This window comes from Streptomyces sp. NPDC097619 (assembly GCF_040302735.1).
Taxonomy (GTDB): domain Bacteria; phylum Actinomycetota; class Actinomycetes; order Streptomycetales; family Streptomycetaceae; genus Streptomyces.
The window spans coordinates 1-14090 of sequence record NZ_JBEOSD010000190.1 but is presented as its reverse complement, the minus strand read 5'-3'; the positions used below and the strand labels follow the sequence as shown (position 1 = coordinate 14090).

Here is a 14090-nt window from a genome sequence, read left to right as displayed (position 1 = left end):
CGAACAATCATTGTGGGGGAGCCCCGCACCTTATGGTGCGGGGCTTTTCTGCGTTCAGGGTCCGGAAGGGAGCCGAGGGTTCTCCTGTAGGGTCAGGGAGTCGATCGCACGTTTCAACAGTGGAGGCCCCCGGGTGGAGGTCCAGGAGACCCGGGTCCAGACGGACCGCGTCCTCACCATCCCGAACATCCTGAGCATGGCACGCCTCGTCGGCGTACCCCTGTTCCTCTGGCTGATCCTCCGCCCCGTGTTCGGCGGGCCGAACAGCGACGGATGGGCCCTGCTCGTCCTCATGCTCAGCGGAGTCAGCGACTACCTCGACGGGAAGCTCGCCCGCCGCTGGAACCAGATCAGCAGCCTCGGCCGGCTTCTGGACCCCGCCGCGGACCGGCTGTACATCCTGTCCACGCTCGTCGGCCTGACCTGGCGGGAGATCCTGCCGCTCTGGCTCACCGGGGCCCTCCTGGCGCGGGAATTGATGCTCCTCGTCATGGTGTGGATCCTGCGCCGCCACGGCTATCCGCCGCCGCAGGTGAACTTCCTCGGCAAGGCGGCGACCTTCAACCTCATGTACGCCTTCCCGTTGCTCCTCCTGAGTGATCAGGACGGCTGGTTGGGTTGGCTCGGGTCCGTTTTCGGATGGGCGTTCGCAGGATGGGGTACAACCCTCTATTGGTGGGCAGGAATCCTTTACGTGGTTCAGGTCCGCCGCCTGGTCAAGGCGGACGCCACGGCCGATTGAGCGCTCGCCGCAGTGTCGCGGAGGAGTCGGGGGGCTGTCCGCCCGGACGGGTGCGTCGGCCGGACCTGTCGTCTCTTCAAGGAGGATCCTTCCGACATGAAGGCCGTCGTAATGGCCGGTGGTGAGGGCACCCGCCTTCGCCCCATGACCTCGAGCATGCCCAAGCCGCTCCTGCCGGTGGCCAACCGGCCGATCATGGAGCACGTGCTCCGGCTGCTCAAGCGGCACGGGCTCAGCGAGACCGTCGTCACCGTGCAGTTCCTGGCCTCACTGGTCAAGAACTACTTCGGGGACGGCGAAGAGCTCGGCATGGAGCTCACGTACGCGAACGAGGAGAAGCCGCTCGGGACCGCCGGAAGCGTCAAGAACGCCGAGGAGGCCCTCAAGGACGACGCGTTCCTGGTGATCTCCGGCGACGCGCTCACCGACTTCGACCTGACGGACCTCATCGCGTTCCACAAGTCGAAGGGCGCACTCGTCACGGTGTGCCTGACGCGGGTGCCCAACCCGCTGGAATTCGGCATCACCATCGTCGACGAGGAAGGCAAGGTCGAACGCTTCCTGGAGAAGCCGACCTGGGGGCAGGTCTTTTCGGACACCGTCAACACCGGCATCTACGTCATGGAGCCCGAGGTCTTCGACTACGTCGACCCCGACGTGCCCGTGGACTGGTCCGGAGACGTCTTCCCGCAGCTCATGAAGGAAGGCCGCCCCATCTACGGGTACGTGGCCGAGGGCTACTGGGAGGACGTCGGCACCCACGAGAGCTACGTCAAGGCCCAGGCCGACGTCCTGGAGGGCAAGGTCCAGGTCGACATGGACGGCTTCGAGATCTCCCCCGGCGTGTGGGTCGCCGAAGGCGCCGAGGTCCACCCCGACGCCGTGCTCCGCGGCCCCCTCTACATCGGCGACTACGCCAAAGTGGAAGCCGGCGTCGAGATCCGCGAGCACACCGTTGTCGGCTCCAACGTCGTCGTCAAGAGCGGCGCCTTCCTCCACAAGGCCGTCGTCCACGACAACGTCTACCTCGGCCCCCACACCAACCTCCGCGGCTGCGTGATCGGGAAGAACACCGACATCATGCGGGCCGCCCGCATCGAGGACGGCGCCGTCATCGGCGACGAATGCCTCGTCGGCGAGGAATCCATCGTCCAGGGAAACGTCCGCGTCTACCCCTTCAAGACCATCGAGGCGGGCGCCTTCGTCAACACCTCGGTGATCTGGGAGTCCCGCGGCCAGGCGCACCTCTTCGGCGCCCGCGGCGTCTCCGGCATCATCAACGTCGAGATCACCCCCGAGCTCTGCGTCCGTCTCGCCGGGGCCTACGCCACCACCCTCAAGAAGGGTGCCACCGTCACCACGGCCCGTGACCACTCCCGCGGTGCCCGCGCCCTCAAACGGGCCGTGATCTCCGCGCTCCAGGCCAGCGCCATCGACGTCCGCGACCTGGAGAACGTCCCCCTGCCCGTGGCCCGGCAGCAGACCGCCCGCGGCAGCGCCGGCGGCATCATGATCAGAACCTCGCCCGGGGTACCGGACTCCGTGGACATCATGTTCCTCGACGAGCGCGGCGCCGACCTCTCCCAAGGTCAGCAGCGCAAGCTCGACCGGGTCTACGCCCGCCAGGAGTACCGCCGCGCCTTCCCCGGCGAAATCGGCGACCTCCAGTTCCCGGCCAGCGTCTTCGACTCCTACACCGGAGCCCTGCTGCGCAGCCTCAACACCACCGGCATCGCCGAATCCGGCCTGAAGGTGGTCGTCGACGCCAGCAACGGCAGCGCCGGCCTGGTCCTGCCCAGCCTCCTCGGCCGGCTCGGCGTGGACGCCCTCACCATCAACCCCGGCCTCGACGAGTCCCGACCCACCGAGAGCGTCGAATCCCGTCGAGCCGGACTCGTCCGGCTCGGAGAGATCGTCTCCTCCGCCCGCGCCGCCTTCGGAGTCCGCTTCGACCCCGTCGGCGAACGGATCTCCCTCGTCGACGAACGCGGCCGGATCATCGAGGACGACCGGGCCCTCCTGGTCTCCCTCGACCTGGTCGCCGCCGAGCGGCGCAGCGGCAAGGTGGCCCTGCCCGTCACCACCACCCGCATCGCCGAACAGGTGGCCGCCTACCACGGCACCCAGGTCGAATGGACCACCACCTCCCCGGACGACCTCACCCGGGTCGGTCGGGCCGACACCACCATCTTCGGTGGCGACGGCCGCGGCGGCTTCATCGTCCCCGAGTTCAGCAGCGTCTTCGACGGAGCGGCCGCCTTCGTCCGACTCATCGGACTGGTCGCCCGCACCCAGCTCACCCTGAGCCAAATCGACGACCGCATACCGCGAGCCCACGTCCACAAGCGGGACCTCGCGACCCCGTGGGCCGTCAAGGGTCTCGTGATGCGCCGGGTCGTCGAAGCGGCCGGAGACCGGCAGGTGGACACCACCGACGGGGTCCGGGTGGTCGAGGCCGACGGCCGCTGGGCCCTCGTCCTGCCCGACCCCGCCGAAGCCGTCACCCACCTGTGGGCGGAAGGCCCCGACGACACCTCGGCACTGGCCCTGCTCGACGAGTGGTCGGCCGTCGTGGAGGGCGCCGGACGCTGACCCGTACCGGGGGCCCGCGGAACGCTCCGCGGGCCCCCGGGCGCATTCGTGACGGGACCGTACGACGTGCGACGATGTGCCGCATGCCGCAGCCGTCCAACCACCGGGGTCCGGCTCCGCCGACGCGCCCGGACGCCTCCATGTCCCTGCTCACGCAGGTCATGGACCACAGCCTCGACGAGGGCTACGCGGAAGCCTCCGCCCGCCGCGCGGCCGAGGGCACCGCCGGACTGCCCCGGACCCTGAAGAGCAAACTGGCCCTCGCGGCCGGACTCGTCCTGGCCGCGATGGTCGTCACGCTCGGCGCCGCCGAAGCCCGGATATCCGCCCCCGGACTCGCCAAGGAACGGGAAGAGCTCATCGACCGGGTCGAGCGCGCGGACGCCGAGGCGGACGGCCTGGAGAAGCAGATCGAAACCCTCCGCGCCGACGTGGCCGCCCGGCAGCGCGAGGCGCTCCGGCAGCACGGCGGGGACCAGGGACACCTGGTGGCCCTGCTGTCCGGAGCCACCCCCGTGCACGGCCCCGGCCTGAAACTGGTCGTGGACGACGCCAAGGACTCCGCCTCCTCCGGCGGCGGCCCCCGCGAAAGCTCCGGCTTCTCCGACACCGGCCGCGTCCGCGACCGCGACATGCAGCGCATCGTCAACGGGCTCTGGCAGGCCGGGGCCGAAGCGGTGTCCGTCAACGGACAGCGCCTCACCTCGCTCTCGGCGATCAGGGCCGCCGGTGACGCCATACTGGTCGACAACCGCCCGCTGGTACCGCCGTACGAGGTGCTCGCCGTGGGGGAGAAGAACCGGCTGGAGACCGAGTTCCAGGACAGCACGGACGGCCAGTACCTGCACGTGCTCCAGGAGAACTACGGCATCCGCTACAGCGTCTCCAGTGAGGACGACGTACGGCTGCCGGCCGCGTCCAGCCTCACCGTTCGAACCGCAGAACCGAAGAAGGGTGCATCGTGATCGCCGTACTGGGCCTCGTGGTCGGAGTGGTGGTCGGCCTGCTGGTCCGGCCCGAGGTGCCGGCCGTCGTCGAGCCCTACCTCCCGATCGCCGTGGTCGCCGCGCTCGACGCCGTGTTCGGCGGCCTCCGGGCCATGCTGGACGGGATCTTCGTGGACAAGGTCTTCGTGGTCTCGTTCCTGTCCAACGTGGTCGTCGCCGCGCTCATCGTGTTCCTCGGCGACAAGCTCGGCGTCGGCGCGCAGCTGTCCACCGGTGTGGTCGTCGTCCTCGGCATCCGCATCTTCTCCAACGCCGCGGCCATCCGCCGGCACGTGTTCCGGGCGTGAGGCCGATGAGTACGGAGAACCAGCCGCCCGAGCCCCCCGAGCCCGCCTCCACAGGGACCCCTCCCACCGGCACCGAACCCACCGCGGCGCCCGAGGAGGCTCCCGGCCCCCGACAGACCGGGCGGCAGCGGCTCGCCGCGGGCCTCTGGCCGCCCCGCGTCACCCGGGCCCAGCTGATCGTGGCCCTGCTGCTGTTCGTCCTCGGGCTCGGCCTGGCCATCCAGGTCCGCTCCAACAGCGACAGCAGCGCCCTGCGGGGCGCCCGGCAGGAGGACCTGGTCCGCATCCTCGACGAACTCGACGGCCGCACCCAGCGGCTGGAGGACGAGAAGAGACGGCTGGACGACCAGCGCAGAGAGCTGGAGAACAGCTCGGACCAGGCCGAGGAGGCCCGCAGGCAGACCGTCGAGAAGGAACGCCAGCTCGGCATCCTCGCGGGCACCGTGGCCGCCGAGGGCCCCGGCATCACCCTCACCGTCTCCGACCCCAAGGGGCTCGTCGAGTCCGACATGCTGCTGGACGCCATCCAGGAGCTGCGGGCCGCCGGCGCGGAGGCGATCCAGGTCAACGGCGTGCGCGTGGTCGCGGACACCTACTTCTCTGACGAGGAGGGCGGAGTGGGCGTGGACGGCAAGAAGATCACACAGCCCTATGTGTTCAAGGTCATCGGGAAACCGCAGGACCTGGAGCCCGCGCTGAACATCCCCGGCGGGGTGATCCAGACGCTGGAGAAGGAGCAGGCCGCCGCGAGCGTCGTACGCTCGACGAAGATCGTCGTCGACGCCTTGCGGGCGGCGAAGCAGCCTGACTACGCTCGGTCGTCATCGTCATGACGCGGAGCGTCGGGAGAAGGCCCTCACGCGCGCGGAGGCTTGCGGGGGGTCGGCGCACCGAAGAAGCGGTGCGTGGTGGAAACTGTCTGGTGGTTACGGACGTTGTGAGAATGTCCGGGTCGGCAGGTGTGTGCACCAAGGGTTCGTCCTGCCCCACGGGCGGGTCTGTTTCGGTCAAGGGGAATCGCCCGTGAAGTTGTTTGAGAAGTTGTTCGGCAAGAAGGCGCGCGAGGACGGCGGTGCCAAGCACCGCGCGTCGCGCCAGGACGGCGCGGAGCCGCAGGGCGACCGCCCGCTGTTCCGCGACGAGGTCGGGGGAGCGGGCCACGGCGCGTCGGCTGTTGACCCCGCCACCTCCGGCCGCATAGGTTTCGGAGAACCATCAAGTGCGGGTCGAGAGTTTCCGGCCGACCCGTACGCCACCAATGCCTCCGCGGGGCCCCCGCGGCGCGAGGAGCCGTCGATGTCGGCCGTGCAGGTGTGCAGCAGGTGCGGGCACCAGAACGGTGCCGACGGCCGGTTCTGCTCCCAGTGCGGTGCGCCGCTGCGGCCCGGTCTGACGCCGGAGCGCGCCTCCGAGACCACCTCGACGATCTCGATCTCCGGTCTGGAGGCCTACGAGGCGGAGATGACGGGCCAGCACGCGCTGCCGTCCCTCTCCCCGGAAGCCCAGGCCGCGGTGGACGCCCTGCCCCCGGGCTCGGCGCTGCTGGTCGTCCGGCGCGGCCCCAACTCGGGCAGCCGCTTCCTGCTGGACGGCGAGCTGACCACGGCCGGACGTCACCCGCAGAGCGACATCTTCCTGGACGACGTCACGGTCTCCCGGCGGCACGTCGAGTTCCGGCGAGGCCAGGACGGCCGCTTCACCGTCTCGGACGTCGGCAGCCTGAACGGTACGTACGTCAACCGGGAGCCGATCGAATCGGTGCTCCTGAACAGCGGTGACGAGGTGCAGATCGGGAAGTACCGCCTGGTCTTCTACGCGAGCCAGCGAGGCGTCTGACCTCCCCGGACACCGTCCGGGGGCAACCCTGGGAAGGTCCATGCTGCTGACACCGACGGGCGGTGCCGGTCACGGCACCGCCGGCTCGGCCGGGCGGCTGGTGAGCATCGGCACGGTGCTGAACCAGCTGCGCGACGAGTTCCCCGAAGTCACCATTTCCAAGATCCGGTTCCTGGAGGCGGAGGGGCTCGTCGAACCCCGTCGCACGCCGTCGGGATACCGCAAGTTCAGCGCGGAGGACGTGGAGCGGCTGGCCCGCGTGCTGCGGCTCCAGCGTGACCACTACCTCCCGCTGAAGGTGATCCGCGAACAGCTGGACGCCCTGGAGCGGGGCGAACAGGTGCGCATCCCGGCCCCCTCCCCGCAGGCCGATCCCGTGGTGGAGGCGGCCGTCCCGACGGAGCCGGCCGGACCGGTGTCCGCGCGGGTGGGCCGGGCCGAGCTGCTGGCCGCCGCCGATGCGGACGAGGAGCAGCTGGCCGAGTGGGAGTCGTACGGTCTGGTCGCGGAGGTGCCGGGCGGGGGCTTCGACGCGGAGTCCGTGCAGGTGGCCCGACTGGTCGCGGAGCTGGGCCGGTTCGGCCTGGAGCCCCGGCACCTGCGGGCCATGAAGGCCGCCGCCGAGCGCGAGGCCGGTCTCGTGGAGCAGCTGGTGGCGCCCCTGCGCCGACACCGCAATCCGCAGACCCGGGCGCACGCCGAGGCCACCGTGAGGCAGCTCGCGGGACTGACGGTGCAGCTGCACGAAGCGCTCGTCAGGAGCTCGCTCGGGGCCCGGTTGCCCTGAGGGCCGGCCGGGGCGCGGACGAGCCGGAAGGCGGCCCGACTACCCAAACCGGCCGGGCAGGTCCTAGGGTTGCTGTGTGAACGAGCTCGACGTTGTCGGTGTCCGGGTGGAGATGCCCTCCAATCAGCCGATCGTCCTCCTGCGTGAGGTGGGGGGCGACCGGTACCTGCCCATCTGGATCGGTCCTTCCGAGGCGACCTCCATCGCCTTCGCCCAGCAGGGGATGGCCCCTGCCAGGCCGCTCACGCACGACCTTTTCAAGGACGTGCTGGAGGCCCTCGGCGAGGAGATCAGCGAGGTGCGCATCACGGACCTCCGCGAGGGGGTCTTCTACGCGGAGCTCGTCTTCGCCAGCGGGGTGGAGGTGAGCGCCCGCCCCTCCGACGCCATAGCGCTGGCCCTGCGGACCGGTTCGCCCATCTACGGGAGCGACCGGGTCCTGGACGACGCCGGGATCGCGATCCCGGACGAGCAGGAGGACGAGGTGGAGAAGTTCCGCGAGTTCCTCGACCAGATCTCTCCCGAGGACTTCGGCTCCAGCAATCAGTGACCGTACGTGAGCCCGTCGTGTGAGCTTCCTCAAGGGAGGCTCAAGTCATTCGAGTAGCCTTTCCCTGCGGAAGGGTACGCGAAACCACTCTCAGGGTGATTATCACTCGGCGTGCCGAGTGTGGCGATCGTTGACGCACCCCGGGTGACTGCCTACCGTCGAGATGGCAGGTCAAGGACGGAGGGTCGGCGTGAGAACCAGCGGCGACGGTACGACCGGGGGCATCCCCGCACGCGGTCCCGGGGAGAGCGGCCCGTACCCGCTGCACGGCGGCACCACGGGCCCCGTGCGGCGACAGCCGGAGTCGGCGGTGAGCGCCGTGAACGGCGATCCGTCCTCCGAGCAGATCGGCTATCGCGGGCCCACGGCCTGCGCGGCGGCGGGCATCACCTACCGCCAGCTCGACTACTGGGCCCGCACCGGGCTCGTCGAGCCCAGCGTGCGGCCGGCCTACGGCTCGGGCACGCAGCGGCTGTACAGCTTCCACGACGTGGTCGTGCTCAAGATCGTGAAGCGGTTCCTCGACACCGGGGTGGCCCTCCAGAACATCCGCACCGCGGTGCAGCACCTGCGGGAGCGCGGGTTCGCGGACCTCGACCGGATGACGCTGATGAGCGACGGGGCCACGGTCTACGAGTGCACCTCGCCCGACGAGGTCGTCCGGCTGCTCCAGGGCGGTCAGGGCGTCTTCGGCATCGCCGTCGGCGTGGTCCGCCGGGACGTCGAGAACGCCCTCGCGCAGCTGCACGGGGAGCGGGTGGACACCGGGGAGACCCTGGTCGGCACCAACCCCTCCGACGAGCTGGCCCGGCGGCGCAATCGGGCGGTCTGAACCGGAACGCCTCCGCGGAGGCGCGGAGAGCGTCATCGGCACCCCGCCGCCCCCGTGGCCGCGGGGTGTCCGGGCGTCCGGTTCCGGCCGGCCCGCGTCCCGTCGGGCCGGTCGTTCCGGGTCCGGCCGGTCGCTCCGGGCGGGGCGGAGGGCGTTCTTCCGGCGGCCTCCAGGGCGTCGCGAGGCGCGTTGTCAGTGGGGTGGGGGAGCATCGAGGGGTGAGACCCGCGCCCACCATCCTGCACCTCGACATGGATGCCTTCTTCGCCGCCGCCGAGCAGGCCTCCAAGCCGAGCCTGCGCGGGAAACCGGTGATCGTGGGCGGGCTGGGGCCGCGCGGGGTGGTGTCCACGGCCTCCTACGAGGCCCGCCGCTTCGGGGTGCACTCGGCCATGCCGATGGCGCAGGCGCGGCGGCTCTGCCCGAACGGCGCCTACCTGGCCGGCCGGTACGCCCTGTACCGGACGGTGAGCGAGCAGGTGATGGCCCTGCTGCGGGAGCTGTCGCCGCTGGTGGAGCCGCTGAGCCTGGACGAGGCCTTCGTGGACCTGGAGGCGGGCGGGGCGGCCTCGGACGAGTCCTCGGCGCGGGCGGCGGGGGAGCGGCTGCGGGCCGAGGTGCGGGCGGTCACGGGGCTCAGCGCCTCCGTCGGGCTGGCGGGGTCCAAGATGCTCGCCAAGATCGCCTCGGAGCAGGCGAAGCCGGACGGGCTGGTGCTGATACCCACGGGCACGGAGCGGGAGCTGCTGGCGCCGATGACCGTGCGGACCCTCCCGGGGGTGGGGCCCGCGACCGGGGACCACCTGCGCCGGGCCGGGATCACCACCGTGGGGGAGCTGGCGGAGGCGGGCGAGGACGAGCTGGTGCGGATCGTCGGGAAGTCGCACGGGGCCGGGCTGTACCGGATGGCCCTCGGGCTCGACGACCGACCCGTGGTGGCCGAGCGGGACGCCAAGTCGGTGTCGGTCGAGGACACCTTCGACGTGGACCTGCACGACCGGCTGCGGATCCAGTACGAGGTCGCGCGGCTGGCCGACCGGTGCACGGCCCGGCTGCGGGCCTCCGGGCACTCCGGGCGCACCATCGTGATCAAGGTGCGGCGGTACGACTTCTCCACCCTGACCCGCTCCGAGACCCTGCGCGGTCCCACCGACGATCCGGCCGTGGTGCGGGAGGCGGCCGCGCGGTTGCTGGAGGCCGTGGACACCACGGGCGGGGTACGGCTGTTGGGCGTGGGCGTCTCGGGGCTCGCCGACTACACCCAGGAGGACCTGTTCGCGCAGGCGGCCGGTGCCGAGGTGGGAGAGGAGGGCGTCGGGGAGCCGGAGTGCGCGGAGGCGGCGGAGCCGGAGCCCGGCGCGCCCGAGGCACCGGCGGCGGCGCGGCGCTGGATCCCGGGCAACGACGTCCGCCACGTCGTCCACGGGCCGGGGTGGGTGCAGGGCAGCGGTGTGGGGCGGGTCACGGTGCGTTTCGAGGACCCGCAGTCCGCGCCGGGGCGGGTCAGGACCTTCCTCGTGGACGACCCGGACCTGGAGCCCTCGGAGCCGCTGCCCCTGGTGTCCGTACCGCCCCCGGGTCCCGGAGGGCCGGAGGAGCCGTCCGGGGGCGTGCCGGCGCCATCTCGGGCGCGCTCGGCCGCGGGGGGCGCCTGACCTCGTGCCGGTGGCCCGGCGGGGGACTCAGGGGCGGGGGTCCTCGCCGGAGAGGCGGCCGAAGTCGCGGTCCGGCGGGGCGGCGGCGATGTCCCCGGGCAGGGCCACGTCCAGGCCGTAGTGGTGGTAGAGCTGGAGCTCCTGTTCCGGCGAGAGGTGGCGGCCCACCCCGAAATCGGGAGCGTCCTTGATCAGGGAGCGCTCGTAGGGCACCCGGAGCCCGTTCTCGGACAGCTCGCTCGGCTCCAGCGGTACGAAGGCGTCCCTGCTGAACAGTCCGGTCCGCACGGCGGCCCACTCGGGAATCCCGGTGGCGTCGTCGAGGTAGACCTCGTCGACGGTGCCGATCTTGGCCCCGTTCCGGTCGAACGCCTTGCGGCCGATCAGGCTGCGCGGATCGACATCGGTCTGCACGGTCCCTCCAATTGGTCGCAACTCCTCCGTAATGAATACAAAAGTGCATAACGGGAGAGGGGGCCAGTCGAGGGAGCCCCGGGAACCTCGCTGGTAGTCTGGGTTCCGGCTGCAGACACCGTGCGGGAGAGTCCTCCGACCGGCTCGAAACGAGTCGGGACGTGGGCGCCGAAGGAGCAAATCCTCCCCGGAATCTCTCAGGCAGACGTACCGCACGGACGAGGCCACTCTGGAAAGCAGGGGCGGGCGTCGGACCGGTGTGCCGGAACCCCTCCTCACCGACGGTGAAAGCCGGGACTCCACGGGCGACCCCCAGGAGGACCGGTGAAGCTCTCAGGTTGAGATGACAGAGGGGGAGGCCGTCCGGGTGCCCGCGCCGTGGCACCCCTCGCAGGTCGTGACGACCAGGAGGCCCCCGCAGATGACCGTCCACCGCATTCCGCTCAGCCAGCTCGAGAGCGGCGTCCCCTTCGAACAGCGCCACATCGGCCCCGACGCCGAGGCGCAGGCGAAGATGCTCGCCCAGGTCGGCTACGGCTCGCTGGACGAGCTCACCGCCGCGGCCGTACCGGACGTGATCAAGAGCGCGGAGGCCCTCGCCCTCCCCGCCGCCCGCACCGAGGCCGAGGTCCTGGCCGAGCTGCGCACCCTGGCCTCGCGGAACCAGGTGCTCTCGTCCATGATCGGCCTGGGCTACTACGGCACCTTCACGCCGCCGGTGATCCTCCGCAACGTCATGGAGAACCCCGCCTGGTACACGGCCTACACCCCGTACCAGCCGGAGATCTCCCAGGGCCGCCTGGAGGCCCTCCTCAACTTCCAGACCGTGGTCGCCGAGCTGACCGGCCTGCCCACCTCCGGCGCCTCCCTGCTGGACGAGGGCACCGCCGCGGCCGAGGCCATGACGCTGGCCCGCCGCGTCGGCAAGGTCAAGGGCGGGGTGTTCCTCGTGGACGCCGACGCCCTGCCGCAGACCATCGCGGTGATCCGGACCCGCGCCGAACCCACCGGCACCGAGGTCGTCGTCGCCGACCTGTCCGCCGGCATCCCCGCCGAGGTCGCCGAGCGCGGCGTCTACGGCGTCCTGCTCCAGTACCCGGGCGCCTCCGGTGCCGTCCGCGACATCAAGCCCCTCATCGACGAGGCCCACGGCCTCGGCGCGATCGTGGCCGTCGCCTCCGACCTGCTCGCGCTCACCCTGCTGGCCTCGCCCGGCTCCCTCGGCGCCGACATCGCCGTCGGCACCACCCAGCGCTTCGGCGTCCCCATGGGCTTCGGCGGCCCGCACGCCGGCTACATGGCCGTCCAGGACAAGCACGCCCGCTCCCTGCCCGGCCGCCTCGTCGGCGTCTCCGTGGACGCGGACGGCAACAGGGCCTACCGCCTCGCCCTCCAGACCCGCGAGCAGCACATCCGCCGCGAGAAGGCCACCAGCAACATCTGTACCGCGCAGGTGCTCCTCGCGGTGATGGCCGGCATGTACGCCGTCTACCACGGGCCCGACGGCCTGCGGACCATCGCCCGCCGCACCCACCGGTACGCCGGGATCCTGGCCGAGGGCCTCAAGGCCGGCGGCGTCGAGATCGTCCACGGCGCCTTCTTCGACACCCTCACCGCCCGCGTCCCCGGTCGCGCCGCCGAGGTCGTCTCCGCCGCCCGCGAGCGCGGGGTCAACCTGTACTCCGCCGACGCCGACCACGTCTCCGTGGCCTGCGACGAGACCACCCTGCGCGCCGATCTGGAAGCCGTCTGGGCCGCCTTCGGCGTCACCGCCGACATCGATGCCCTGGACGCGTCCGTGGGCGAGGCCCTCCCCGAGGCCCTGCTGCGCACCGACGACTACCTGACCCACCCGGTCTTCCACCAGCACCGCTCCGAGACCGCGATGCTGCGCTACCTGCGCAAGCTCGCCGACCGGGACTACGCGCTGGACCGCGGCATGATCCCGCTGGGCTCCTGCACCATGAAGCTCAACGCCACCACCGAGATGGAGCCGGTCACCTGGCCCGAGTTCGGCCAGCTGCACCCCTTCGCCCCGGTCGAGCAGGCCGGGGGCTACCTCACGCTCATCAACGAGCTGGAGGAACGTCTCTGCGAGGTCACCGGCTACGACAAGGTCTCCATCCAGCCGAACGCCGGCTCCCAGGGCGAGCTGGCCGGCCTGCTGGCCGTCCGCGCCTACCACCGCGCCAACGGCGACGAGCAGCGCACCGTCTGCCTGATCCCCTCCTCCGCGCACGGCACCAACGCCGCCAGCGCGGTCATGGCGGGCATGAAGGTGGTCGTGGTCAAGACCGCCGACGACGGCGAGGTGGACGTCGAGGACCTCCGCGCCAAGATCGAGCAGTACCGCGAGGAGCTCGCGGTCCTCATGATCACCTACCCGTCGACGCACGGCGTCTTCGAGGAGCACGTCGCGGACATCTGCGGCCAGGTCCACGACGCGGGCGGCCAGGTCTACGTGGACGGGGCCAACCTCAACGCCCTCGTCGGCCTCGCCAAGCCCGGCAAGTTCGGCGGCGACGTCTCGCACCTGAACCTGCACAAGACCTTCTGCATCCCGCACGGCGGCGGCGGCCCCGGCGTCGGCCCGGTCGGCGTCCGCTCGCACCTCGCCCCGTACCTCCCGAACCACCCGCTCCAGCCCACCGCGGGCCCGGAGACCGGCGTCGGCCCGATCTCGGCGGCCCCCTGGGGCTCCGCGGGCATCCTGCCCATCTCCTGGTCGTACGTCCGCCTGATGGGCGGCGAGGGCCTCAAGCGCGCCACCCAGGTGGCCGTGCTCGGCGCCAACTACATCGCCAAGCGCCTGGAGCCGCACTACCCGGTGCTCTACACCGGCCCGGCCGGCCTCGTGGCCCACGAGTGCATCGTCGACCTGCGCCCGCTGTCCAAGTCCACCGGCGTCAGCGTGGACGACATCGCCAAGCGCCTCATCGACTACGGCTTCCACGCGCCCACCATGTCCTTCCCGGTGGCGGGCACGCTCATGATCGAGCCGACCGAGTCCGAGGACCTGGCCGAGATCGACCGCTTCTGCGAGGCCATGATCGCGATCCGCGGCGAGATCGAGCGGGTGGCCTCCGGCGAGTGGCCCGCCGAGGACAACCCGCTGCGCAACGCCCCGCACACCGCGGCGGCGTTGGGAGGCGAGTGGGACCACGCCTACACCCGGGACGAGGCCGTCTTCCCGGCCGGGGTCTCCGCCGCGGACAAGTACTGGCCGCCGGTGCGCCGCATCGACGGTGCCTTCGGTGACCGCAACCTCGTCTGCTCCTGCCCGCCCCTGGACGAGTACGACGCCTGATCGGGGCACCCCGAGACGAACGAGGGGCCGGTCGGCGAGGGTGCCGCCCGCCATGAGCAGTACGGTGACGCCGAGCAGCCA

General features: G+C 71.4%; 12 protein-coding genes and 1 riboswitch. Of the genes, 11 read left to right on the top strand and 1 reads right to left on the bottom strand.

The annotated features are described in order from the left end of the window. The first annotated feature begins 133 nt into the window (after window positions 1-133). The 10 genes from clsA to ABTZ17_RS32625 all read left to right on the top strand — a co-directional run bounded on the left by clsA (window position 134) and on the right by ABTZ17_RS32625 (window position 10288). Window positions 134-742: a cardiolipin synthase ClsA gene (clsA, locus tag ABTZ17_RS32670; protein WP_352199417.1), complete on the top strand. Its 609-nt coding sequence runs from the start codon at window positions 134-136 to the stop codon at window positions 740-742. Between the two features lie 96 nt (window positions 743-838). Next, window positions 839-3334 (top strand): sugar phosphate nucleotidyltransferase, encoded by a 2496-nt coding sequence (locus ABTZ17_RS32665; protein ID WP_352199416.1) that lies wholly within the window; start codon window positions 839-841, stop codon window positions 3332-3334. A 74-nt stretch (window positions 3335-3408) separates the two neighbouring features. After that, on the top strand, window positions 3409-4299 hold the full coding sequence (locus ABTZ17_RS32660) for a DUF881 domain-containing protein (RefSeq protein WP_352199415.1): 891 nt from the start codon (window positions 3409-3411) through the stop codon (window positions 4297-4299). Next, entirely contained in the window at window positions 4296-4628 is a 333-nt protein-coding gene (locus tag ABTZ17_RS32655) for a small basic family protein (RefSeq protein ID WP_003970459.1), read from the top strand. Before ABTZ17_RS32660 ends, ABTZ17_RS32655 begins: the two co-directional genes overlap by 4 nt. Before the next feature lie 5 nt (window positions 4629-4633). Continuing rightward, window positions 4634-5461 (top strand): DUF881 domain-containing protein, encoded by an 828-nt coding sequence (locus ABTZ17_RS32650; RefSeq protein WP_352199414.1) that lies wholly within the window; start codon window positions 4634-4636, stop codon window positions 5459-5461. Window positions 5462-5543: 82 nt separating this feature from the next. Next, on the top strand, window positions 5544-6464 hold the full coding sequence (locus ABTZ17_RS32645; RefSeq protein WP_352199418.1) for an FHA domain-containing protein: 921 nt from the start codon (window positions 5544-5546) through the stop codon (window positions 6462-6464). 40 nt (window positions 6465-6504) lie between these two features. Continuing rightward, complete coding sequence (gene ftsR, locus ABTZ17_RS32640) at window positions 6505-7251, top strand: transcriptional regulator FtsR (protein WP_352199413.1); 747 nt, start codon at window positions 6505-6507, stop codon at window positions 7249-7251. A gap of 76 nt (window positions 7252-7327) precedes the next feature. Next, complete coding sequence (locus ABTZ17_RS32635; RefSeq protein ID WP_352199412.1) at window positions 7328-7801, top strand: bifunctional nuclease family protein; 474 nt, start codon at window positions 7328-7330, stop codon at window positions 7799-7801. Between the two features lie 190 nt (window positions 7802-7991). Then, entirely contained in the window at window positions 7992-8633 is a 642-nt protein-coding gene (locus tag ABTZ17_RS32630; protein ID WP_352199411.1) for a MerR family transcriptional regulator, read from the top strand. Between the two features lie 218 nt (window positions 8634-8851). After that, window positions 8852-10288: a DNA polymerase IV gene (locus ABTZ17_RS32625; RefSeq protein WP_352199410.1), complete on the top strand. Its 1437-nt coding sequence runs from the start codon at window positions 8852-8854 to the stop codon at window positions 10286-10288. Window positions 10289-10315: 27 nt separating this feature from the next. On the opposite strand, the gene ABTZ17_RS32620 is transcribed toward ABTZ17_RS32625, so the two are convergent. Beyond that, the gene (locus tag ABTZ17_RS32620; RefSeq protein ID WP_352199409.1) at window positions 10316-10702 is read right to left on the bottom strand and encodes a PRC-barrel domain-containing protein; all 387 of its coding nucleotides are present in this window, start codon (window positions 10700-10702) and stop codon (window positions 10316-10318) included. Between the two features lie 113 nt (window positions 10703-10815). Continuing rightward, window positions 10816-10925: riboswitch (glycine riboswitch) on the top strand. A 198-nt stretch (window positions 10926-11123) separates the two neighbouring features. Here ABTZ17_RS32620 and gcvP point away from each other — a divergent pair. Continuing rightward, the gene (gene gcvP, locus ABTZ17_RS32615; protein ID WP_352199408.1) at window positions 11124-14009 is read left to right on the top strand and encodes an aminomethyl-transferring glycine dehydrogenase; all 2886 of its coding nucleotides are present in this window, start codon (window positions 11124-11126) and stop codon (window positions 14007-14009) included. The last annotated feature ends 81 nt before the right edge of the window (window positions 14010-14090 follow it).

Excerpts from the sequence above, each read along its gene's own strand:
- ftsR (WP_352199413.1), top strand. The coding sequence starts at position 6,505 with ATGCTGCTGACACCGACGGGCGGTGCCGGTCACGGCACCGCCGGCTCG.
- ABTZ17_RS32665 (WP_352199416.1), top strand. The coding sequence starts at position 839 with ATGAAGGCCGTCGTAATGGCCGGTGGTGAGGGCACCCGCCTTCGCCCC.
- gcvP (WP_352199408.1), top strand. The coding sequence starts at position 11,124 with ATGACCGTCCACCGCATTCCGCTCAGCCAGCTCGAGAGCGGCGTCCCC.
- ABTZ17_RS32650 (WP_352199414.1), top strand. The coding sequence starts at position 4,634 with ATGAGTACGGAGAACCAGCCGCCCGAGCCCCCCGAGCCCGCCTCCACA.
- ABTZ17_RS32660 (WP_352199415.1), top strand. The coding sequence starts at position 3,409 with ATGTGCCGCATGCCGCAGCCGTCCAACCACCGGGGTCCGGCTCCGCCG.